At 56.4% G+C, this 19,009-nt stretch carries 19 protein-coding genes; 9 read left to right on the top strand and 10 right to left on the bottom strand.

What is annotated here, in order from left to right; all coding sequences use genetic code 11:
- Nucleotides 1-74 precede the first annotated feature (74 nt).
- Complete coding sequence (locus FHG12_RS10900) at nucleotides 75-1,094, bottom strand: aldo/keto reductase (protein ID WP_139515758.1); 1,020 nt, start codon at nucleotides 1,092-1,094, stop codon at nucleotides 75-77.
- 234 nt (nucleotides 1,095-1,328) lie between these two features.
- Nucleotides 1,329-2,726 carry an FAD-binding oxidoreductase gene (locus FHG12_RS10895; protein ID WP_139515757.1) on the bottom strand — a complete coding sequence of 466 codons (1,398 nt, stop codon included), beginning with the start codon at nucleotides 2,724-2,726 and terminating at the stop codon, nucleotides 1,329-1,331.
- 539 nt (nucleotides 2,727-3,265) lie between these two features.
- Here FHG12_RS10895 and FHG12_RS10890 point away from each other — a divergent pair.
- Nucleotides 3,266-3,460 carry a hypothetical protein gene (locus FHG12_RS10890; RefSeq protein WP_139515756.1) on the top strand — a complete coding sequence of 65 codons (195 nt, stop codon included), beginning with the start codon at nucleotides 3,266-3,268 and terminating at the stop codon, nucleotides 3,458-3,460.
- Nucleotides 3,461-3,498: 38 nt separating this feature from the next.
- Here the strand turns inward: FHG12_RS10890 and FHG12_RS10885 are convergent, their stop codons facing one another.
- Nucleotides 3,499-4,287, bottom strand: coding sequence for a nuclear transport factor 2 family protein (locus FHG12_RS10885; protein WP_139515755.1), 789 nt, complete (start codon nucleotides 4,285-4,287; stop codon nucleotides 3,499-3,501).
- 217 nt (nucleotides 4,288-4,504) lie between these two features.
- Between FHG12_RS10885 and FHG12_RS10880 the strand changes: the two genes are divergently transcribed.
- From FHG12_RS10880 to FHG12_RS10870, 3 genes are all read left to right on the top strand, one after another.
- The gene (locus FHG12_RS10880; RefSeq protein ID WP_139515754.1) at nucleotides 4,505-5,053 is read left to right on the top strand and encodes a GNAT family N-acetyltransferase; all 549 of its coding nucleotides are present in this window, start codon (nucleotides 4,505-4,507) and stop codon (nucleotides 5,051-5,053) included.
- A 180-nt stretch (nucleotides 5,054-5,233) separates the two neighbouring features.
- Nucleotides 5,234-5,692, top strand: a complete 459-nt coding sequence (locus tag FHG12_RS10875; RefSeq protein WP_139515753.1) for a VOC family protein — start codon at nucleotides 5,234-5,236, stop codon at nucleotides 5,690-5,692.
- Between the two features lie 77 nt (nucleotides 5,693-5,769).
- The gene (locus tag FHG12_RS10870) at nucleotides 5,770-6,285 is read left to right on the top strand and encodes a dihydrofolate reductase family protein (protein ID WP_230471088.1); all 516 of its coding nucleotides are present in this window, start codon (nucleotides 5,770-5,772) and stop codon (nucleotides 6,283-6,285) included.
- Between the two features lie 118 nt (nucleotides 6,286-6,403).
- Here the strand turns inward: FHG12_RS10870 and FHG12_RS10865 are convergent, their stop codons facing one another.
- The 4 genes from FHG12_RS10865 to FHG12_RS10850 all read right to left on the bottom strand — a co-directional run bounded on the left by FHG12_RS10865 (nucleotide 6,404) and on the right by FHG12_RS10850 (nucleotide 10,816).
- Nucleotides 6,404-6,679, bottom strand: a complete 276-nt coding sequence (locus FHG12_RS10865) for a S8 family serine peptidase (RefSeq protein WP_317129665.1) — start codon at nucleotides 6,677-6,679, stop codon at nucleotides 6,404-6,406.
- Nucleotides 6,680-6,686: 7 nt separating this feature from the next.
- Nucleotides 6,687-8,603 carry a glycoside hydrolase family 13 protein gene (locus FHG12_RS10860; RefSeq protein WP_139517770.1) on the bottom strand — a complete coding sequence of 639 codons (1,917 nt, stop codon included), beginning with the start codon at nucleotides 8,601-8,603 and terminating at the stop codon, nucleotides 6,687-6,689.
- A 204-nt stretch (nucleotides 8,604-8,807) separates the two neighbouring features.
- On the bottom strand, nucleotides 8,808-9,809 hold the full coding sequence (locus FHG12_RS10855; protein ID WP_139515751.1) for a fatty acid desaturase: 1,002 nt from the start codon (nucleotides 9,807-9,809) through the stop codon (nucleotides 8,808-8,810).
- 143 nt (nucleotides 9,810-9,952) lie between these two features.
- Nucleotides 9,953-10,816, bottom strand: a complete 864-nt coding sequence (locus FHG12_RS10850) for an aminotransferase class IV (protein ID WP_139515750.1) — start codon at nucleotides 10,814-10,816, stop codon at nucleotides 9,953-9,955.
- Between the two features lie 140 nt (nucleotides 10,817-10,956).
- Here FHG12_RS10850 and FHG12_RS10845 point away from each other — a divergent pair, with 140 nt between their 5' ends.
- The 4 genes from FHG12_RS10845 to FHG12_RS10830 all read left to right on the top strand — a co-directional run bounded on the left by FHG12_RS10845 (nucleotide 10,957) and on the right by FHG12_RS10830 (nucleotide 15,367).
- Nucleotides 10,957-12,216 (top strand): dipeptidase, encoded by a 1,260-nt coding sequence (locus tag FHG12_RS10845; RefSeq protein ID WP_139515749.1) that lies wholly within the window; start codon nucleotides 10,957-10,959, stop codon nucleotides 12,214-12,216.
- A 3-nt stretch (nucleotides 12,217-12,219) separates the two neighbouring features.
- A complete protein-coding gene (locus tag FHG12_RS10840) occupies nucleotides 12,220-12,717 on the top strand; it encodes a YdeI/OmpD-associated family protein (protein WP_139515748.1) in 498 nt (165 codons plus the stop codon).
- 126 nt (nucleotides 12,718-12,843) lie between these two features.
- Entirely contained in the window at nucleotides 12,844-14,745 is a 1,902-nt protein-coding gene (locus FHG12_RS10835; RefSeq protein ID WP_139515747.1) for a M1 family metallopeptidase, read from the top strand.
- 4 nt (nucleotides 14,746-14,749) lie between these two features.
- Nucleotides 14,750-15,367: an HAD family hydrolase gene (locus tag FHG12_RS10830; RefSeq protein ID WP_139515746.1), complete on the top strand. Its 618-nt coding sequence runs from the start codon at nucleotides 14,750-14,752 to the stop codon at nucleotides 15,365-15,367.
- A gap of 107 nt (nucleotides 15,368-15,474) precedes the next feature.
- Here the strand turns inward: FHG12_RS10830 and FHG12_RS10825 are convergent, their stop codons facing one another.
- Nucleotides 15,475-16,164, bottom strand: a complete 690-nt coding sequence (locus tag FHG12_RS10825; protein WP_139515745.1) for a DsbA family oxidoreductase — start codon at nucleotides 16,162-16,164, stop codon at nucleotides 15,475-15,477.
- Between the two features lie 67 nt (nucleotides 16,165-16,231).
- Nucleotides 16,232-17,146, bottom strand: a complete 915-nt coding sequence (locus FHG12_RS10820) for a glycoside hydrolase family 43 protein (protein WP_230471087.1) — start codon at nucleotides 17,144-17,146, stop codon at nucleotides 16,232-16,234.
- Between the two features lie 575 nt (nucleotides 17,147-17,721).
- Here FHG12_RS10820 and FHG12_RS10815 point away from each other — a divergent pair.
- Nucleotides 17,722-18,165 (top strand): META domain-containing protein, encoded by a 444-nt coding sequence (locus FHG12_RS10815; RefSeq protein ID WP_139515744.1) that lies wholly within the window; start codon nucleotides 17,722-17,724, stop codon nucleotides 18,163-18,165.
- Nucleotides 18,166-18,185: 20 nt separating this feature from the next.
- Here the strand turns inward: FHG12_RS10815 and FHG12_RS10810 are convergent, their stop codons facing one another.
- Nucleotides 18,186-19,004: an alpha/beta fold hydrolase gene (locus tag FHG12_RS10810; RefSeq protein ID WP_230471086.1), complete on the bottom strand. Its 819-nt coding sequence runs from the start codon at nucleotides 19,002-19,004 to the stop codon at nucleotides 18,186-18,188.
- Nucleotides 19,005-19,009: the final 5 nt, after the last annotated feature.

The following is a 19,009-nucleotide window of genomic DNA, read 5'->3' as shown; positions in this document are numbered from 1 at the left end:
GTTTCCTTGGAAACGGGGCTCTTTTGCATTCTGGTTTTTAACATCCTCACTGCGGATATAATGCCTTACCGGCTTTAATTAGCCCGGCGGTCGCCGCCGGTGAAGTCCAGCATCCAGCCGGGGTACTCGGGGGCGAGCTTGCTTACTTCGTCGAGTTGCTGTAGCTCCTCGGCGCTGAAGCTGATGTCTACGGCTTTTAGGTTGTCTTCCAGCTGTTCGGGCTTGTTGGCTCCGATGATGACGCTGCTTACGACGGGCTGTTGCAGCAACCAAGCCAGCGCCAACTGGGCCACTGTGGCGCCTTTTGCCTCGGCCATTGGGCGCAGCTTATCCACAATGGTGAAAGCGCGATCCTTATCGACAGGTGGGAAGTCGAAGCGGCCGCGGCGACCTTCCTCCTGGTGCTGTTCGCGGGTGTATTTGCCGCTCAGCAAGCCACCCGCCAACGGACTCCAGACCATCAGGCCCAGCTTTTGGTCGAGCAGCAAGGGACCCAGCTCGCGCTCCAAATCGCGACCGGCAATGGTATAGTATGCCTGCAACGACACAAACTTCTCTTTGTGATTGTAGGTCGAGTACGCCAGCGCCTTCATCAATTGCCAAGCGGCCATGTTACTGGCCCCGATGTAGCGCACCTTGCCGCTACGCACCAGGTCGTCGAGGGCGCGCAGGGTTTCTTCCAGCGGCGTCAGCGGGTCGTAACTGTGGATTTGGTAGAGATCGATGTAGTCGGTGCCGAGGCGGCGCAGGCTGGCTTCGGCCTGCTGCATGATGTGCTTGCGCGTCAGGCCCGAATCGTTGGGGCCTTCGCCCATTTTGCCGCGCACTTTGGTGGCTACGATCAGGTCGTCGCGCTGCAAGCCCAGGTTGCGAATGGCCTGGCCAGTCATTTCTTCCGACAAGCCTTCCGAATACACGTTGGCCGTGTCGATGAAGTTGATGCCCGCTTCCACGGAGCGTTTTACCAGCGCATCGACGGCAGGCTGGGCCAGCGAGCCAATGGCTTCGGCCCAGCCTTTGCCGCCAAAAGTCATGGTGCCCAGGCAGAGTTCCGATACTTTCAGGCCGGTATTGCCTAACAGATTGTACTTCATAGGAATAGAGGTTGTGAGATGAGCAAAGCAGCGACAGTCCGCGGCGCACGGGCCGGCATCAGGCCGCTTGCTTCACGCGTAAGGGTAACAACCAGCCAAGCCGCCGTTAGTTGTTGGCCCCGCGAGGTAACCCTAAACCACAGCCCCACCCCAACGAAAAGCCGCCTGCCCCAGCGGAAACAGACGGCCTTTCGGGCGCACACTATAAGTATCTCATAATATGACACTTACCCATTAGGTAAAGACGTGTCCCTGTTTGCTGGGCCGGATGTTTTGGTTGATGCGAAACAGGTTTTCGGGATCGTATTTGTTTTTGACGGCGACCAGCCGATCGTAGTTTTCGCCGTACGTGGCCTTGATGCGGTCTTCGCCTTCTTCCATCATAAAATTGATGTAGGCCCCACCCGCCGAGTACGGATGCAGGGCATTCCAATAGGCTTTGGCCCAGTCGGTTATGAGTCCCTTGTTAGCCGGGTCAGGGTCGACGCCCACAATCACCATCGACCACGTCGAATGGCGGTAGTTCCAGGCGGTGTCGTTCTTGCCCATGCGCGAAGCCGCGCCGTTGATCGGGTAGAGGTGCATGCTCGAAAGCGGCGTTGGCAAGCTAGTGCCATACTTGATGTGGATGTCGATGGCTTCATCGCTGAGTTCGTTGACGAAATCGGCTTTCCAATACCATTGATGGCCGGGCGGATACACCCCATCAAACATGCTCTGCAACGCCGGCAGCGGCAGCGGCCCGACAAAATCCAGAGCCGGCTTGCGGACGGCCCGGATGGGTTCGAATACTTTTTCGGCCTGCTCCATGGGGCCAGTGTAGCACCACACCACGCCGCACATGATTTTGTTCCACAGGTCTTCGGGGAACGGCGCGCCAGGCGGCACCGACAGGAAGGCAAAGAACCCGTTGATCGTTTCCGGGGCACTCTTGATGAATTCGCGATACCATTGCATCATCGCTTTGGTTTCGCTCACGTGCCAGAGCATCGGGCCGGCGTACACGTTGTTGATGGGGTGCAGGCGGAATAGGAAGGACGTAACCACCCCAAAATTGCCCCCGCCCCCGCGCAGCGCCCAAAACAGATCGGGGTTTTGCGAAGATGAGGCTTTTACAAAGCGGCCGTCGGCCAGCACCACGTCGGCTTCCAGCAGGTTGTCGATGGTGAGGCCGCACTGGCGCGTGAGGTGGCCCAAGCCGCCGCCCAGCGTAATGCCGCCCACGCCCGTAGTCGAGATGATGCCGCTGGGCAGGGCCAGCCCAAACGCGTGCGTGGCATGGTCAACGTCGCCGAGGGTGCAGCCGCCGTCTATCAAAGCTGTGCGCTCCACAGGGTCGACGTGGATGCCTTTCATCATGCTCAGGTCAATTACCAGCCCCTTGTCGCACATGCCGAGGCCGGCGCCGCTGTGCCCCCCGCCCCGCACAGCCACGAGCACGTCGTATTCGCGGGCAAAATTCACGGCTTCAATGACGTCGGCTACGTCGGCGCAGCGGGCAATCAGATCGGGGTATTTGTCGATCATGCCGTTGTAGACCTTGCGGGCCGTATCATAGTCCGCATCGCGGCGCCGAATCAGTTTGCCCCGCAGGTTCAGGTGGGGTTCCGCAATGAGTTCTTCTGTTAACATGGCGCATTCTTAGGTGAAAAAGGAAATGCAGCAGGCAGCCGTCGCCGGCCCGCGCTTCCGGGCCTTGGCAACAGGCTTGGTCAGAATGAAAGGAATTGCTCCACCGGGGGCTTCCCCGGTTCTGGTGGGCGGTATTTCAGAATGAAAATCAAATCAGGTCGCGGCGGGACAGTACTACCTCGGGCGAAAACCGGAATTGACCGGTAACGAAAGCGGACCACGTCTATTTCCGGCAGCCTCCGCTGCTGCGCAATCGGGCCATAGCGGGCTGTGGGCGCGCATATAGAGATAGACTAATATAAGTTAGCACATTGCGGTCAATAAACCACGCCTCGGCCCGAAGTATTTCGGCCCGAGGACTGCCTGCTACCTCGCCGGATTTTCAAAAACGCGCTGCCCGACCACGGGTCACAAAATAAAACGGCTTGCTGTGCACCACGCCGTTTGCGCAAGTGTTTAGCGATATAATACCTTATCCGTCAACGCATTCCACACATTTCGGCGTTATGAAAACCACCCGCTTATTTTTGTTTATCGCAATGTGTTTCCTGCTTGCCAACTGCTTCGGCGTGTCCCGCGACCGGGGCTATGGGTACGGAAACCGCGGCCATCATCGCACCTACGGCTACAACGGTCGCCACCGGCACCACGACCGCGACGGGAGATGGGCTCATACTGGCAGAACCCGCGGCGATGACGACCACCACGATCGGTATCGCCATCACGACCGCTAACTACTTATATACTAAATAGTTATAACCGGCATTCCCGCTTACTTCTGCTTGAGCTTAGCCAAGGCTTCTTTGCCGCTTTCGCTGGCGGGGTTGATGCGGAGCGATCTTTCATAGTTCTGCACGGCCAGCGTCTTGTTGCCGGCTTTCATGTAGGCTTCGGCTAGGCTGTCGAAGGCGTCGGCGGACTGCGGATTGAGCGAGGCGTTCATTTTAAAAACGTCGATCGCTTCCTTCATGCGCTTGGCCGCCATCAGCCGGTACCCCACGGAGCTCAGGCTGGCCTCAATGGCTTTCGGGTCGGAGCCGCCAAGGCTCTTGTCCGTTGTGATCTGGGTGGCAATTTTCCATTGATTGCCGCGCTTCAGCAGCAAGCGTTGCTCCCTGGTCTCCGACTTGTATTTGGGGTCGAGCGTGGGCAGCATCAGCGTCTGGTCGTACTCGACCCACGCCATGTTGCCGTCGTTGGAGATCAGGAAGTTGCGGGAAGTTACCTGCACCGGAATGTTTTTGGGGTTGTCCTTGATGTCTTTCAGTATGTCGTCCCTGATCTTGTCGCCGCCCGTTACGGTGAAATAACGGCCGTTGCCGATGATTGTGCGGGTTGCCTTTGGCTCCTGAAGCCAGGTGGCCTGCCAAGCTTTCGCATCGCGCTTGAAATAAGCACTGGTTTCGTTGCGAATAACCGATTTAAGGACCTCATCCTCATTGGTTTGGGCCATTGTTAGGGAGGCAGGCAAAATCAGCAGGACCGCTGCCAATAGGGCTCGCCGAAACATCGCATACCCAGTGATGGATTTTTCGGCTGTTTTTTCTGTGTTGTTTTCCATAATATAAGTCATTGATTATCAATTGATTATGCCCGAAAAACATATATGAATATAGCGAAATAGTACGGCATTTACTACCTGTATTTTCTGAGCTAGGGAGCGGCTTACTTAGTAGGCGGTCAGGCATCATTTTGCGGCGCGCAAGCTTTGCCACCTGCCCGGAAAGCGATATATTACCCGACAGTAATAATTTGACTATCAAGATATTATACATCATATGTTTAAAGCACTCTATTCCGACTCCATCACGCTGCATCTCATCAATGAGGACAATCTGGCCGAGGTGTACGAGCTGTTTCAAGGCCACCCCGATTCGCGGGAAATGCTGGAGGAACTGTTCCGCAACTACTTGCCCCGCTACGAGCAAGGCCGGCGCACCAACTTTGGCTTCTATTCCATGCTGGGCCCGGAGCTGGCCGGCATGACGGTGCTGACGGTGGACAGCTGGGAGGAACAATACGCCTCGACGGGAGCTGATATTTTTAAGCACATGCGCGGCCGGGGCGTGACGCCGCGCAGCAAACCGCACCTGTTTTATCTGGCGTTCGAGCTGTTGGGCCTGAACCGAATAGCAACCGGACACCGGGTATCCAACCTATCGTCGAAACGCTCTATTGAAAAAACGCGGGGCTTCCAGTTTGAGGGCATCATGCGCGAATCCGGCATCAACGAACGCGGTGAGTTTGAAGACGAATACCTCTACGCCATCCTGCGCCGCGATTGGATACAACTCTATGACAAGTCGCAGGTGCAGGTGCTACCCTAGCCGCGTTCGGCAAGCCCTCGAAGCGGGTTCCTCCTGTCGAATGCAGAAAGGAACATCACGAAAAATAACTACTAATATAATTGGATATACAGTTTGAAATATAGCAACTTTTAACTAATTTTATTAGCACAAAGTCTGCACTGCTTACGGGCAATTTTTCACCTTTTATACTTCAATACCATGAAAACCCTCCAACTCATCCCCTACCTGACGTTCAACGGCAACTGCCGGGAAGCCATGGCGTTCTACCGCGACTGCCTGGGCGGTGATTTGCAGATCCAGTCGTTTGCCGACACGCCAGCAGTGGCCGACCAGATACCCGCCGAAGCACAGCAGGGCGTCATGCATGCCATCCTGAAGAGCGGCGACCTCGTGCTGATGGCTTCGGATTCTGGCATGGGAAAGGTCACCAACGGCAATTCCGTTTCCCTGAGCCTCGATTGCCCCAGCGCGGAGGAAATTGCAACGTTGTTTGCCAAGCTTTCCGAAGGTGGCACCGTAACCATGGCCTTGGCCGACACCTTCTGGGGCGCGACGTTCGGCATGTTTACCGACCGCTACGGTATGAGTTGGATGCTCAACTACGACAAAGAGCCCGCCACGCAATCAACAGATAATCACGCGGTTGCTGCTCACTAAATTTCGTCTGTACCAGGGATTTGCTATGCTAGCCGTATTGTAATCAGACAAGCATCGTGGGAAAAATAACCGTTGCCATGTACCTATCGCTGGATGGCGTCATGGAAAACCCCGCCTGGACCGCCCCTTACTGGAACGACAGTATCGCCAAGTTTCAGTCTGATCTGATGTACGGGTGCGACGCGCTGCTGCTGGGCCGGGTGACCTACCAAGGGTTTGCTGCTGCATGGCCTAAGATGGAAGGCCAGCCTGGTGCCGACCGCATGAACAGCCTGCCCAAATTCGTAGCCTCCACTACCCTGGATACCGCCGAATGGAACGCTAGCCTGATCAAGCAAAACATCCCGGAAGAAGTAGCGCGCCTGAAGCAGCAACCCGACCAAAACCTGCTGATATACGGCAGCGGCGAGCTTATCCGCACCCTCATGCAGCACGACCTCATCGACGAATACCACCTCATGGTGTATCCGCTGGTGCTGGGCAGCGGCAAGCGGCTGTTTCAGGAAGGTGTTCAGGCTACTTTGCAACTTCTTGACAGTAAGCCACTTGACAAAGGCGTAGTTGGACTCATTTACGCCCCTGTTCGCGCGTAACAGTTGCTCCGTTTTCCTGCTCCAAAATGAATTCTTAACAAAAAAGCCCCGCCGAATTGGCGAGGCTTTTTTTGTTGAAGTACAGTTGGCTGGAAAGCCTTTCCTTACCCGAAAGCAGTTAGAAACCACTCACGTTCAGACGACCACCCGTGCTGCATTTGCCTGCCAGTGAGGTAGTTGGTGTTACGCTGTTCAGGATAGCAGCTTTGATGGTGGCAGCATCCGGACCGGGGTGAGAAGCCGCGTACAACGCTAAGGCACCCGTTACGTGCGGCGTAGCCGTCGAAGTGCCGCTGTACGACTCATAGATGTTGTAAGCCGTGCTCGACCAGATAGCCTGACCCGGAGCGCCCAAATCGACGGTCGTGGCGCCGTAGTTCGAGAAGCTGCCCACGCCTGCCTTACCGGAGCAACTCCAGCACAACAGCTGCCTTGGCGGGGAGCGAAATCGTGGAAATATCGTTTAGCGCTTCGTTGGTAAGCACATTTCGGGCTTTGGTAAAGCCGGCGGTGCGCTCGGCAAAGCGGGCGGTGGGCAGCGAAGCCGGCTTGTCGGTTGAGTTGGTGGCAACCATCACGGTGCCGTTGGGGGTGTAGCGAAAATAGACGTACAGGCCATCTTGCGGCAGGTATTGCATGAGTTTGCCGGAGTGCAGCACCGCATGGTCGCGGCGGTAGGTAGCCAGCGTGCGCACAAATTGGAAGGCGTCGTTTTCGGCGGCGTTGCGGCCGGCGGCCGTAAATTTGTTTTCCTTGTCGTCGGGCCAGCCGCCGGGGAAGTCGCGGCGCACTTCGGCATCGGAAGGGTTTTTGAAGTTCTTCATCAAGATTTCCGTGCCGTAGTACATCGACGGAATGCCGCGGGTCGTCAGCAGCCAGATTAGGCCCATCTTGTACTTGGCGATGTCTTCGCCAATCACGGAGAGGTAGCGGTCGTGGTCGTGGTTATCGACAAACGTGACCATCTTATCAGGATCTTGATACACAGCGTCTTGCGCTAACGTTTGGTAGACGCGCTGCACCCCGCCATCGTAGCTTACGGGCTGCTTCAACCCATCCAAAAGGGCGCTTTCCAACACAAAATCGAGGCCGCCCGGCTGGTTGGACTTGAAGGGAAAGTTGATGTTGTTGCGAACGTAATATGCTTGGTCAATCACGTTATTCACCGACGACTCGCCGAAGATGTGGATGCGCGGATACTCGGTGAGCAAGGCTTGGTTGCACCGATTCATAAACGGTTGATCGTTATACAGATACGTATCGATGCGCCAGGCGTCGATGCCGAACGTCTCCACCGACCAGATGGCGTGCTGAATCAGGAAGTTGGCCACATAGGGGTTCTGCTGGTTCAGGTCGGGCAGAAAAGGCACAAACCAGCCATCAAGCGTCACCTTGCGGTCGCTGGGGGCGGCGTGCGGATCGGTGATGGGCTGGTAGCGGTAGGTGGTGTTGGTGTAGGTGGGCCACTGGTGCAGCCAGCTTTTCATGGGCAGGTCCTTGATAAACCAGTGGTTGTTGCCAACGTGGTTATATACAGCATCTTGCACCACCTTCAGGCCGGCCGCGTGCGCCTGCTTCACGTAGGCTTTGTACGCCTCGTTGCCGCCCAAACGGCGGTCTACATTATAATGATCGGTGAAGCCATAGCCGTGGTACGAAGCTCGCTTGGCGCCGCCTTCGTCGGTCAAGGGCTGGTTGTTTTCGATGACGGGCGTAAACCACACCGCCGTCACCCCGAGGTCTTTCAGGTAGCCAATGCGCTGCACCGCCCCAATCAGGTCGCCGCCGTGGCGCAGGAAGGGATTAGCGCGGTCGGAGCTAGGGTCGGCCATGTCGGCAAACTTGTCGTTGCTGGGGTCACCGTTGGCAAACCGATCGGGCATCGCCAAGTAGATAAAGTCGGCATCCGTCACGCCCTGGGCCTTCACCGAGGTGTCGCGGGCCTTTAGCTCCCAATTGCGCGTGATGGTTTGGCCGCCTTTTTTGCCCACGAGGCGCACCGTACCGGGTTTGGCCGTCGCGGCAATGGTAAGGTCCAGAAACGCGTAGTTGGGATTTTCAACGGTGCTGGCTTTCACCAGTTTCACACCCGGATAGGCCACTGCATAACTCAGCGTACCAGCGCCCGGACCATAGACGAGCAATTGCACGTTGTTTTTCTTCATACCCACCCACCAGTTGGTTGGGTTCACGCGCTGAATGGCTGGCGTTCCTTGTGCCGCCACAGTCAATGGCAACAGGCCGGCCAGCGGAAAAGCTGCGGAAAGATGGAGCCACAAAAGGCACTGTTTCAGCAAATTAAGGTAGCGATCGCGCATGGTGGGAATGGGGTTGAGTGAAAAAAGCGGCAAGCCGATGGGATCAGGTAAGATAAGCCGGAATGCGGATTAGCCGACACTGCCAAAACAGGATGTGCGTAGCAGCATTATCCTTTCTACATAACTATTTGATAGTCAAATAAATACAAAGGCGCTGCTTCTTGCGAAACAGCGCCTTTGCAATGCTCGTGCTACGCGTGGGGCTTACTTCACCAGCTGCAAATCCGGGGTGGAGTTGTCCTGAAGGGTGGCGCGACCGCGGGCTTTGCGGGTAATACGCGAAAACAGGCTGATTTCTTGGTCGAAAAGGAAACGGAAAAACAGCTTGGTGTAAGACGTGTGGTGCAGGAGCGGCTCGTAGAACTCAGGCGCTACCGCCTTGAGCTTAGGCAGGTTGTTCCACGGAATGGAGGGCATGTCGTGGTGCTCGTTGTGAAAGCCTACGTTGAGGTTGATGCCGTTGAGCGGGCCATAGTAGCTGTAGGTTTCCTGCCGGGGGTCGAGGGTGAGGTAGTGCTCCTGAATCCAGCGGGCACCCAGCGGGTGCAGGCCCACCGAAAACCAGAAGCTCAGGAACAGATACAGCATGGCCGTCCAGCCGAAGAAATACACAATGGCCACATCAAAAGCTACTTGCGCCACAAAGTTGGCCACCACGTAGCGGTCGACGGCGGCCACCTCGCGGCACCGCACCGTGCGGATTACCTGAAACAGGGGGAAGAAAAACAGCCAGATCGCTTTGCCCAAGGAGTAGTTGCGAATCAATCGGGCCTCGTACCAGTCGGGCAGGTCGGCGTCGAGTTCGTGCACGCCCTGAAACACATGGTGCTTGATGTGGAAGTTTTTAAAAGAAATCGCCGTGGGCACTACCGAAGGAAAGTTGGCAATAATGCCCACCGCCACGTTTTGCCACAGCTTCTTAAACACCAGATTATGAGCCGCTTCGTGAATCACCACAAAGAGCGTGTGCGAGAAGAAGGCGCCCACCAGATACGCCACCGGCAGCGTCCAGTACCAGGCTTGGTTGCGCAGCAAGTACGCCAGCAGCACCTGTGCGCTTACGCAGGCCACCCCAATCAGGAAGGTGGTGGGGTTGCGCGTCATCAGCTGCTTTACCTCCGGATGCGCCTTCACGATTTGCCGCGTGCGAATGCGGTGCGGCTCGGTCGTGTCTACTTCAACGAAGGAAGAAATTCTTTGAGCCATATCTACTTACTTATCAAATCTTTACAAAATCACCTTCCCGTCCGCCGACGCTCCAATGCCGTGGTCGGCTGAGCGTACTTCCCTGTTGTGCTTTGGCGTTAAAGGTCGGCTTTTCGGGTGATTTTCGGGTGAGTTTTGCCGTTTTATTGTTTCTCCAGCAGGGTTTTGAGCTGCCGTTCTTCCAGCTCCACCAGCGCGTCCAGCAACGCCAGCGTAACGGCACCGGGCTTGCCCGACCCGATGGGGGCACCGTCGAGCTGCACGACGGGCAGCACGCGCTTGGTGGTGCTGGTCAGGAAGGCTTCTTTGGCCTCGCGCACATCTTGCAGATTTACAGGCGCTTCCATTATGCGATACGGCGTACCCGACAGGCCCAGCAGGTTTTGGCGCGTAATGCCCCACAGCACATCCTGCGCGGGCGTCACTACGGTGTTGTCGTGCTTGACGATGAAAAAATTGGAGCGCGGAAACTCCGTTACCAAGCCGTTTTTGTGGTAGAGCACGTCGTCGGCACCGTGGGCTTTTAGTTCTTTGATCAGCCGGATGCCCATGGTGTAGTTGATGGTTTTGACCGGGGGCATTTCCCGCACGTAGTCGTGGGAAATGATGCTGATTCCTTGCGCTACTTGAGCCGGCGTCGGGAAGGCAAAAGGCTGTTGGAGCATGACCAAATTGGCCTCGGCGGGCGTGTAGCCGTCGGTTGAGTAGCCGCCCGTAAGCAGCACTTTCACGCCCGAAACCGGTAAATCGTGCCGCGTAATCAACTCCCGAATGGCGCTTTCGAGGGCCGCCCGCGAAAGGGGCACCGCTAACTCCATCTGCTGCGCCGACGCCTCGAAGCGATCGAGGTGCTGCTCCAAAAACAACGGCTGCCCATCCACCACTTTAAAGAAATCGAACACGCCGTAGCCGCGCTGGATGGCCAAATCGCTCACATGCAGAAAGGCGCGGTCGAGCGGCACAATTTCGCCCCGAACGTAGGCAAAGAGATCAGCAGGATCAGCCATGTACTATCTATTTGATTATAAGATGTTTATGAAACAAGCCTATTTCAAAGTAAGGCATTTTCTCAAGAATACGGCCCGCGGGCTTCCGTCGCGAGCGCGGCGTTCGCTACCTTAAGCGCCTTACCTAGCTTTTGTTCCCGATGAAACAAATTGCCGCGCTTGGCTTGCTGTCTATGTTGGCATTTACCACCACTGCCCAGACCTCCGACCCCGCATTGGAGGCCAAGGCCCGGAAAATTCACGAGCGCGCCTTTACGGTGGATACCCACGAAGACACCCCGGAAAACTTAGTCAACCCCAGCTTCGACCTTACCATCGACCACGACCCCAAGGTGGCGCAGGTAGATTTGCCCAAAATGCAGCGCGGCGGCCTCGACGCGGCTTTCTGGGCCGTGTACATGGGCCAGGGCCCGCGCACGGCTGCTGGCCACGAGGCCGCGAAACAGAAAGCGCTGGCCATTTTTGAGAGCATCCGGTCTGCCGTCAGAAAGCACCCTGAGCAGTTGGCGCTCGCTACCACGCCCGACGAGGCGTTGCGCATCGGCAAAACCGGCAAGCACGCCATCTTCATCGGCATCGAGAACGGCTATCCGGTGGGTAAGGACTTGTCGCTGCTGAAAACCTATTACGACTTGGGGGCGCGCTACATGACGCTGTGCCATTCGTCCAACAATGAAATCTGCGACTCCTCCACTGATCCCAACGGACCGGAATACCAAGGCCTGAGTCCGTTTGGCGAGCAGGTGGTCGATGAAATGAACCGCCTGGGCATGATGGTCGATATTTCGCACACCTCCGATTCCACGTTTTACGATGTGGTGCGCCGTTCGAAGGTGCCGGTTATTGCCTCCCATTCGGCTTGCAAAGCCCTCAGCAACGTGCCCCGCAACCTCAGCGACGACATGTTGCGGGCCTTGGCCAAAAACGGCGGCGTCATCCAGATGAACCTGTTTAGTCCTTACGTCAAGACGGAGAGCAAAAGTCCCGAGCGGCAGGCCGCCGAGCAGTCGTTTTTTGCGAAATGGAACATCAAAAGCTTCCTAAACATTTATGGCCTGCCCGAAGCCAGCCAGCAGCAAGCACTAGCGGAGTTCAACACAATTAGGGAGCAGTTTCCGGTGCCGCTGGCTACCGTGCAAGATGCTGTCAATCAAATAGATCACGCCGTAAAAATTGCCGGCATCGACCACGTGGGCATTGGCTCCGACTTCGACGGCGGCACCGAATTGGCCGACCTGCGCGACGTGGGCGAGTTTCCTAATCTTACCCGCGAACTGGTGCGCCGGGGCTATTCGCGCAAAGACATTGAAAAGATCTGGGGTGGCAACCTCTTCCGGGTGATGCGGGCCGTGGAGCACGGCAAAAGCAAAGCAGTAAACCTCAAACCCTCAACGCTTTAGCACATGGAAGGCACGCTTACCTTTCGTGCCCGCCTCGAGCCGGGCGGGCCGAGCTTCATGCCCATGACCATTGCCATCGTGCCGCTGGAAATTGTGGAAGCGCTGGGTGGCAAATCGGTGCGGCGGGTAATGGGCACACTCAACGGCCATCCGTTTCGGCTAGGCCTGCAACCCATGCGCACTGGCGAGCGCTACCTCATGATTAGCAAAGAGTTACGTCAAGCCTCGGGCGTAGAGATGGGCCAAGAAATCACCCTTACGCTGGCCCCCGACCCTGATCCCGACCATATTGAGTTGCCCGAGGAGCTGGCGGAAGGGCTGGACGCGTGGCCGGAAGCCGACGCCGGCTTTCAGAAACTTCGGCCTAGTATGAAACGCGCTATCGCCCAGCACGTTGGCGGAGCCAAGCGCACCGAAACCCGGCTTGAACGTAGCATGCAGATACTGAAGCAGTTGGCTACAGGCGGTCATCCGTTCCGAAAGCCTGCGGACGAAGGTTGAGCGCAAGACCGGCAGTTGGTGAGGGCACAAAATGGCAGCCAACTGCTTCCTTTGGCCGCCAATGCAACGTCCGCCGGTTATTGCTGCCTTTGCCTAACACACAAGTTTGTTTCTAACCCCGTTTATATGATTCGTTCGTTATCGGCAGCGCTTTTGCTGTCGGCTGCTTGCCTGAGTGCACAGGCCCAATCGCTGTACATGCCGCGGGATATTCAGCAGGCATTCAAAAAAGAAACCCGGTCGCCGGACGGTCGGCCCGGCAAAAAGTACTGGCAAAACACGGCTCGCTACAGCATCAAAGTACAGGCGCTGCCGCCCGACCGCAACATCAAAGGCAGCGAGCAAATTACGTACTTCAACAACAGCCCGGATACGCTCAAACGCATTGTAATCAGGGTCATACAGAATATTCACAAGCCCGGTGTAACGCGCAACGGCGACGCCTCGGAGCAATACCTGACTTCCGGCCTGCAAGTCGATACGTTTACCGTGGCGGGCAAAACGCTGCCTTTCCCCAACAATACCGGGCAGGCCACCTGGAAGACGATTTCGCTGCCCAAGCCCCTGATGCCGCACGACTCGGTGCGGATGTCGGTAGCCTGGCACTTTCCGCTTTCCGTTGAAAGCGGCCGCGAGGGCATGATCGACAAGACCACGTTCTTCCTGGCGTATTTCTACCCCAGAGTCTCGGTATACGATGACTACAACGGCTGGGACCGCCTCGATTTCACGGATGCGCAGGAGTTTTACAACGACTTCAACAACTACACGCTCCAGGTAAAAGTGCCGGCCAACTACGTGGTGTGGTCGACGGGCACGCTGCTGAATCCGCAGGAAGTGTTGCAGGCGCCTTTCGCGCAGCGGCTGGCGCAGTCCATGACCAGCGATGCCGTGATGCACATTGCCACCGCCGACGACTTGGCCAAGCACCGCGTCACGGCCCAGCAGAAAGTCAACATCTGGAAATGGCGGGCCAACAACATCTCCGACATGACCGTCGGCCTCAGCGATCATTACGTGTGGGACGCCGCCAGCGTAGTCGTCGATGATGCCACCAAGCGCCGCGCCAGCGTGCAGGCTGCCTACGCCGACTCTACCGTCGATTTTCGGCAGGCGGTGAAAAACGCGCAATACTCGCTCGGCTGGTTTTCGCGCAACTGGCCCGGCGTGCCCTACCCCTTCGAGAAAATGACCGTGTTTCAGGGCTTTGCCGACATGGAATACCCGATGATGGTCAACGACAGTCCGCAGAGCGATTTGGGATTTGCGCAACTAGTTGAGGATCATGAGATTGCACACACCTGGTTTCCATTCTATATGGGCATCAACGAGAGCCGTTACGCCTTTATGGACGAAGGCTGGGCCACGACTTGGGAATTGCTGATCGGGCGCACCGAAAAATCGGTGGAGGCAGCCGACAAATTCTACAAGCAGTTTCGGGTAAACGGCTGGATCCATGACCCTTCTTCGAGCCAGGATTTGCCCATCATCACGCCGGCCAGCGAGCTGCGCCGGGGCTACGGCAACAACGCCTACGGCAAGCCATCGCTGAGCTACTTGGCCCTTAAGGACATGCTAGGCGACGAGCTATTCAAGAAAAGCTTGCACGAATACATGGACCGCTGGCACGGCAAGCACCCCATTCCGTGGGACTTTTTCAATTCGTTTACCAGCGCGTCGGGCCAAGATCTGAACTGGTTTTTCAACAATTGGTTCTTCACCAACAACTACATCGATCTGGCCGTGGAAAAAGTCGGCAAGGCCAAAAAAGGCCAGGGCATTACCATCAATAACATCGGGGGCTTTGCAGTGCCTTTCGATGTGAAAGTGACGTACGCCGACGGCAGCAACGAGGTGCTGCACCAGTCGCCGGCCATCTGGCGCGCCGACCAACGCCACGCCACCGTCGTAGTGCCGACCAAGAAAACCATTCAGTCAGTGGAGCTGACCGGCGGTATCTTCATGGATGCCGACGAGAAAAACAACAAGTGGACGCCGGGCAAACAGATCACACAAGTCATTCGCTAACAATATGTTGTCATCTCCCATCACAGCCATCATCTTCGATCTGGGTGGCGTGCTCATCGACTGGAACCCGCGCTACCTGTACCAGAAACTCATTCCGGACGAGCAGGAAATGACTGCGTTTCTCACCGATGTCGCCTCGCCCGACTGGAACGAAGAGCAAGATGCCGGCCGCTCGCTGGCCGAGGGTACGGCGTTGCTCGTGGCCCAGCATCCGCAGCACAAAGAGCTAATCGAGCACTTTTACGGCCGGTGGTCGGAAATGCTCGGCGGCGCTATCCAGGGCACCGTCGATATCCTGACGGAGCTCAAAAGCAGCCAGCGCTACCATCTGTACGCGCTCACCAACTGGTCGGCGGAGACGTTTCCGGTGGCGCTGGAGCAGTTTGAGTTTCTGCATTGGTTCGAGGGCATTGTGGTATCGGGCACAGAGAAATCGCGCAAGCCGTTTCCCGAGTTTTACCACCTGCTGCTCACCCGCTACAACGTGGCGCCGCAACAAGCCCTGTTTATCGACGACAACCTGCGCAACATCCACGCCGCGCAAGCCTTGGGCTTGCAAACCATTCACTTCGAGTCGCCGGAGCAGTTGCGTGCGGAATTGCAAGCGCTTGGCGTACTATAGCCTCAGCCAGATAAAAATCACAAGCATCTGATTATCAGCACTATACAAAAAGGCCTTTCTCCCACAGGAGAAAGGCCTTTTTGTAGTTAGGCTAATTTCAACTGCGTTTAGCAGTCGCCGTCGACTTCGCAGGAAGCTCCTTCCATGTCTTGTGCAACAGGTTGAGTTTCGCTCCATACCTTTTCCAGTACTTCCAGAAACAGCTCGCTGGGCTGCGCGCCGGACACGGCATATTTTTCGTCGAAGACGAAGAACGGCACCCCGCGCACGCCTACTTGCTGGGCCAAGTACTCGTCGAGCCGGACTTGGTTAGTGTAGGCGTCGGTTTCGAGCGTGGCATGCACTTGCGCAGCATCCAGGCCGAGTTCGGCGCCGAGCTTAGCCAGCGTGTCGAGGTCGCCAACATTCCGGCCTTCCGTGAAATAAGCCGCCAGCACGCGCTCTTTGGCTGCGTCTTGGAGGTTATGCTCACCCGCCAAATGAATGAAGCGGTGTGCCAAAAAGGTATTGGTCGGGATGACGCGGTCGAAGTCGTAGTCGAGGCCCACTTCCTTCGCAATACCAGCCATGTGATCGTTCATTTGCTTGCCTTGCGCCACCGACACGCCTTTACGAGCGGCCAACAGCTCATGAATGCTTTGGCCGGGCACCGTCTGCATGTTGGGGTCTAGCTCGAAGCTTCGCCACTGCACTTCTACAGCTTCTTGATGGTCAAACTGTTGCAGAGCTTGCTCGAAGCGCCGTTTGCCGATGTAGCAAAACGGGCACATGATATCGGACCAGATTTCTACTTTCATATTCTTAGGATTTGGCGCAATAAGCTTTTTAGCCCGAAAAAAGTTTAGCGCACCAACCCTTAGGTTCTTACTTCTCTTCCTTTAGCAATACCTGCAACTCCTTTTCCGTCACCGGAAACACGGTTCCGTGCCGTATGCCGTCGGGGAAGTGCACTTTATCCGAAACATCGGTCCACGTCTGCAAGTCCGGCGACGTGACAGCGCCGTAATGGTGCTCGGTGTATTTGTCGAAGTACACAATCCATTGGTTGCCCAAGCGCGTGGCCGTGGGGCCTTCCGCCCAATATTTCCCGGTGATCGGGGCCGAAGGCTTGCTGTACGGGCCTAGCAACTGGTCGCTGAAGGCCACCCGCAGGTTTTTTTGGGCGGGCTCGCGGGTTTCGTCTTTCAGAAACATCACATAGCGCTTGCCATCCGGCTGAATCGTGGCATCAATCACATTAAACCCTTGGTTATAAAGCAGTTTCACAGGACTGTATTTTTTAAAATCCTTGGTCGTGACGTAGTAGATGCGGTGGTTGTAGCCGCTATCGCCCGGCTGCTGGCTTTCCGGAAACTGGCCCGTGATGGTGGTCGCCCAGTAAATGAGGTATTCCTTGCGCTTGGCGTCGTACGTGATTTCGGGTGCCCAGCAGTTGCGGGCGTTGGGCTCCCGTTGCATTACGGGCACAAATTGCTGCTCCGACCAGTGCACCAAGTCCAGCGAGCTGGCGTAACCGATGCCTTTGTCGTTCCAGCTCACCGTCCAGACCATATGAAACTTTCCATCGGCGCCCCGGATGATGCACGGGTCACGCATAAGCTTGTCTTTTGACACCGTTGGCCGCAGAAACGTGCTGTCGTGCCGCAGGGCCGTCCAGTTGTAGCCATCGCGGCTGTAGGCCAAATGCAAGCCGTCGCCGTTGCCTTTGAAATAGGAAAAAACCAGCACAGGCTGCGTCGCCTGTTGCGCCATCCCCGACAGGCTCAGGCAGCCCAACATACTCAGCAGACAACTAATTGTTAATCTGATATTTAACATCATTACAGAAGTATATTCCAGCTATTTGCCTTTGCAATTGCCAGCCGTTGAAGGGAGTAAGTACTACAAAAGCACCCCGGCAACTCTCCCGCACCGACCTGCTACCGCCAGAGCCTTAGAAAATAAAAACACAGCGAAAAGCAGCAAAAAATTGCTTTTGGAAACGTTTGCATAAAAAAATCAAACGATTTCTGGGTAATGTCAGCAGAATTTCAGAAACTTGAACCGGCGTTTTAGAGACGCACCCCGCCCCACCAGCTCCCCTCCTAGGAGCGAAACAATTCCCACGTGTTTCAACAGTAGTGCAGCCCTTCACGGGGCGCACTACTGTATATACATACTCCGGTGGCCTTTCTATTCTATTACTATTGCCTTTGGCTTCGCGACCTTTTATAACTTTCCTAATAATCTCATCCTGAACCACTTACTGGCTCCCGCGCCTAGTTTTTTCTAAAAACTTTTACTGTTATCGTGCAACTATCGTAAGACCCGACAGATCATCTGGTTGTGTAGTTCTATCCTTTTAGCCATACTCTATGCATGGTATTCTACCCTCTTTATTAGTTGCTGCTACTCTGATACTTACGGCGAGCTGCCAGGAAGACGCCACCGGACCCGACGATTTGCCCCTGCTGGATACCCATTGGGTACTGCGCCAGGTTGATGGCAAAACGGCGCTGCTCACCGAAAAAGGCGCGCACATGCCCGACCTGACGCTGCTTGCCGCGGCCAACCACACCCGCGGTCAAGGCACCTGCAACTGGTTTGGCGGCTCGTACGCGTTGGCCGAGGGTACGCAGCGCCTCACCATCAGTGAACAGGGCTCGACTTACATAAATTGCCCTAACCAGAACCTGGAGGCTACTTTCTTGCTGACGCTGCCGCTGACCACGCATTACGAAATCACGGGCCGTACCCTCCGCCTCTACGACGACGAGCACACCGAGGCGCGGCTTACTTTCGAAGCCGAAACGAAGTAACATTCCTGCAAAAAACGCGGCTATTGAACAGCGGCTACAAAAGCGGCGGCGAGTTCGAGCACCAGCTCCGCGGCTTCTTTATGCGGCGTGTGTCCCAAGCCCGGCAGCAGCTTGCTTGGCCGTGCATCTTGGACTTGACTCACCACCGCCGCTACCTGCTCGGCAGTACCATACTCGTCGCGCTCGCCCTGCAGCACTAGCACCGGGCACTGAATCTGAGGGAGGTAGGGTTCGATGTTCCAAGCCCGGAATTCCGGCGCGAGCCAAGTGTCGGCCCAGGCACGAAATACAGCTTCGGTCCTGATGCCGTGATACTTAGCCAGCTTCGCGCCGAGGTCGGTGGTGCGGTATTGCTCCTGCGCCGCCCGGATGCCGACCAGCGTAAGCTCCTCTACAAATACGTGCCCCCCTTCCGTAATAATGCCGGCGATGCGGTCCGGAAACTCGGCGGCCGCAACCAAGGCAATGGAGCCGCCGTTGCTGTGGCCGAACAGAATGGCGCGCTCGACGCCGCACTGCGACAGCACGTTAGCCAACACCTGAGCCTCGTCTTCGAGGTAATGAATCGTGCGCTTGGCCTCCCCAAATGGCGCCGACTGCCCGTACCCGCGCCGGTCGTAGACGAGTGCATTACAGCCGGTAGCCCTGGCCAGGCGTTCCGGAAAATCGCGCCACAACGCGATGCAGCCCAGCGAGTCGTGCAGAAAGACAAGCGCCGACCGGGGCGTTTCCGGTTCGTGCCGGATACTGCGCACCCGAAGCGCCACGCCGTCTAGGCGCACATCTTGGTCGGATATAATCAGGCCTGTGTCGTTCTCGGATTGATTAACAAGAGTCAAGCTGT

It is taken from the genome of Hymenobacter jejuensis, from assembly GCF_006337165.1.
GTDB classification, from domain to species: Bacteria; Bacteroidota; Bacteroidia; order Cytophagales; family Hymenobacteraceae; genus Hymenobacter; species Hymenobacter jejuensis.
Note: the sequence above shows the minus strand (reverse complement) of the source record. Positions and strands in the feature narration are given on the sequence as shown.

Coding starts and splice junctions, on each gene's coding strand:
- FHG12_RS10825 (WP_139515745.1), bottom strand. CDS start 16,164: ATGAAAGTAGAAATCTGGTCCGATATCATGTGCCCGTTTTGCTACATC.
- FHG12_RS10900 (WP_139515758.1), bottom strand. CDS start 1,094: ATGAAGTACAATCTGTTAGGCAATACCGGCCTGAAAGTATCGGAACTC.
- FHG12_RS10840 (WP_139515748.1), top strand. CDS start 12,220: ATGGAAGGCACGCTTACCTTTCGTGCCCGCCTCGAGCCGGGCGGGCCG.
- FHG12_RS10845 (WP_139515749.1), top strand. CDS start 10,957: ATGAAACAAATTGCCGCGCTTGGCTTGCTGTCTATGTTGGCATTTACC.
- FHG12_RS10890 (WP_139515756.1), top strand. CDS start 3,266: ATGTGTTTCCTGCTTGCCAACTGCTTCGGCGTGTCCCGCGACCGGGGC.
- FHG12_RS10835 (WP_139515747.1), top strand. CDS start 12,844: ATGATTCGTTCGTTATCGGCAGCGCTTTTGCTGTCGGCTGCTTGCCTG.
- FHG12_RS10830 (WP_139515746.1), top strand. CDS start 14,750: ATGTTGTCATCTCCCATCACAGCCATCATCTTCGATCTGGGTGGCGTG.
- FHG12_RS10880 (WP_139515754.1), top strand. CDS start 4,505: ATGTTTAAAGCACTCTATTCCGACTCCATCACGCTGCATCTCATCAAT.
- FHG12_RS10820 (WP_230471087.1), bottom strand. CDS start 17,146: ATGTTGGGCTGCCTGAGCCTGTCGGGGATGGCGCAACAGGCGACGCAG.
- FHG12_RS10855 (WP_139515751.1), bottom strand. CDS start 9,809: ATGGCTCAAAGAATTTCTTCCTTCGTTGAAGTAGACACGACCGAGCCG.
- FHG12_RS10815 (WP_139515744.1), top strand. CDS start 17,722: ATGCATGGTATTCTACCCTCTTTATTAGTTGCTGCTACTCTGATACTT.
- FHG12_RS10875 (WP_139515753.1), top strand. CDS start 5,234: ATGAAAACCCTCCAACTCATCCCCTACCTGACGTTCAACGGCAACTGC.
- FHG12_RS10895 (WP_139515757.1), bottom strand. CDS start 2,726: ATGTTAACAGAAGAACTCATTGCGGAACCCCACCTGAACCTGCGGGGC.
- FHG12_RS10870 (WP_230471088.1), top strand. CDS start 5,770: ATGTACCTATCGCTGGATGGCGTCATGGAAAACCCCGCCTGGACCGCC.
- FHG12_RS10860 (WP_139517770.1), bottom strand. CDS start 8,603: ATGCGCGATCGCTACCTTAATTTGCTGAAACAGTGCCTTTTGTGGCTC.
- FHG12_RS10850 (WP_139515750.1), bottom strand. CDS start 10,816: ATGGCTGATCCTGCTGATCTCTTTGCCTACGTTCGGGGCGAAATTGTG.
- FHG12_RS10885 (WP_139515755.1), bottom strand. CDS start 4,287: ATGGAAAACAACACAGAAAAAACAGCCGAAAAATCCATCACTGGGTAT.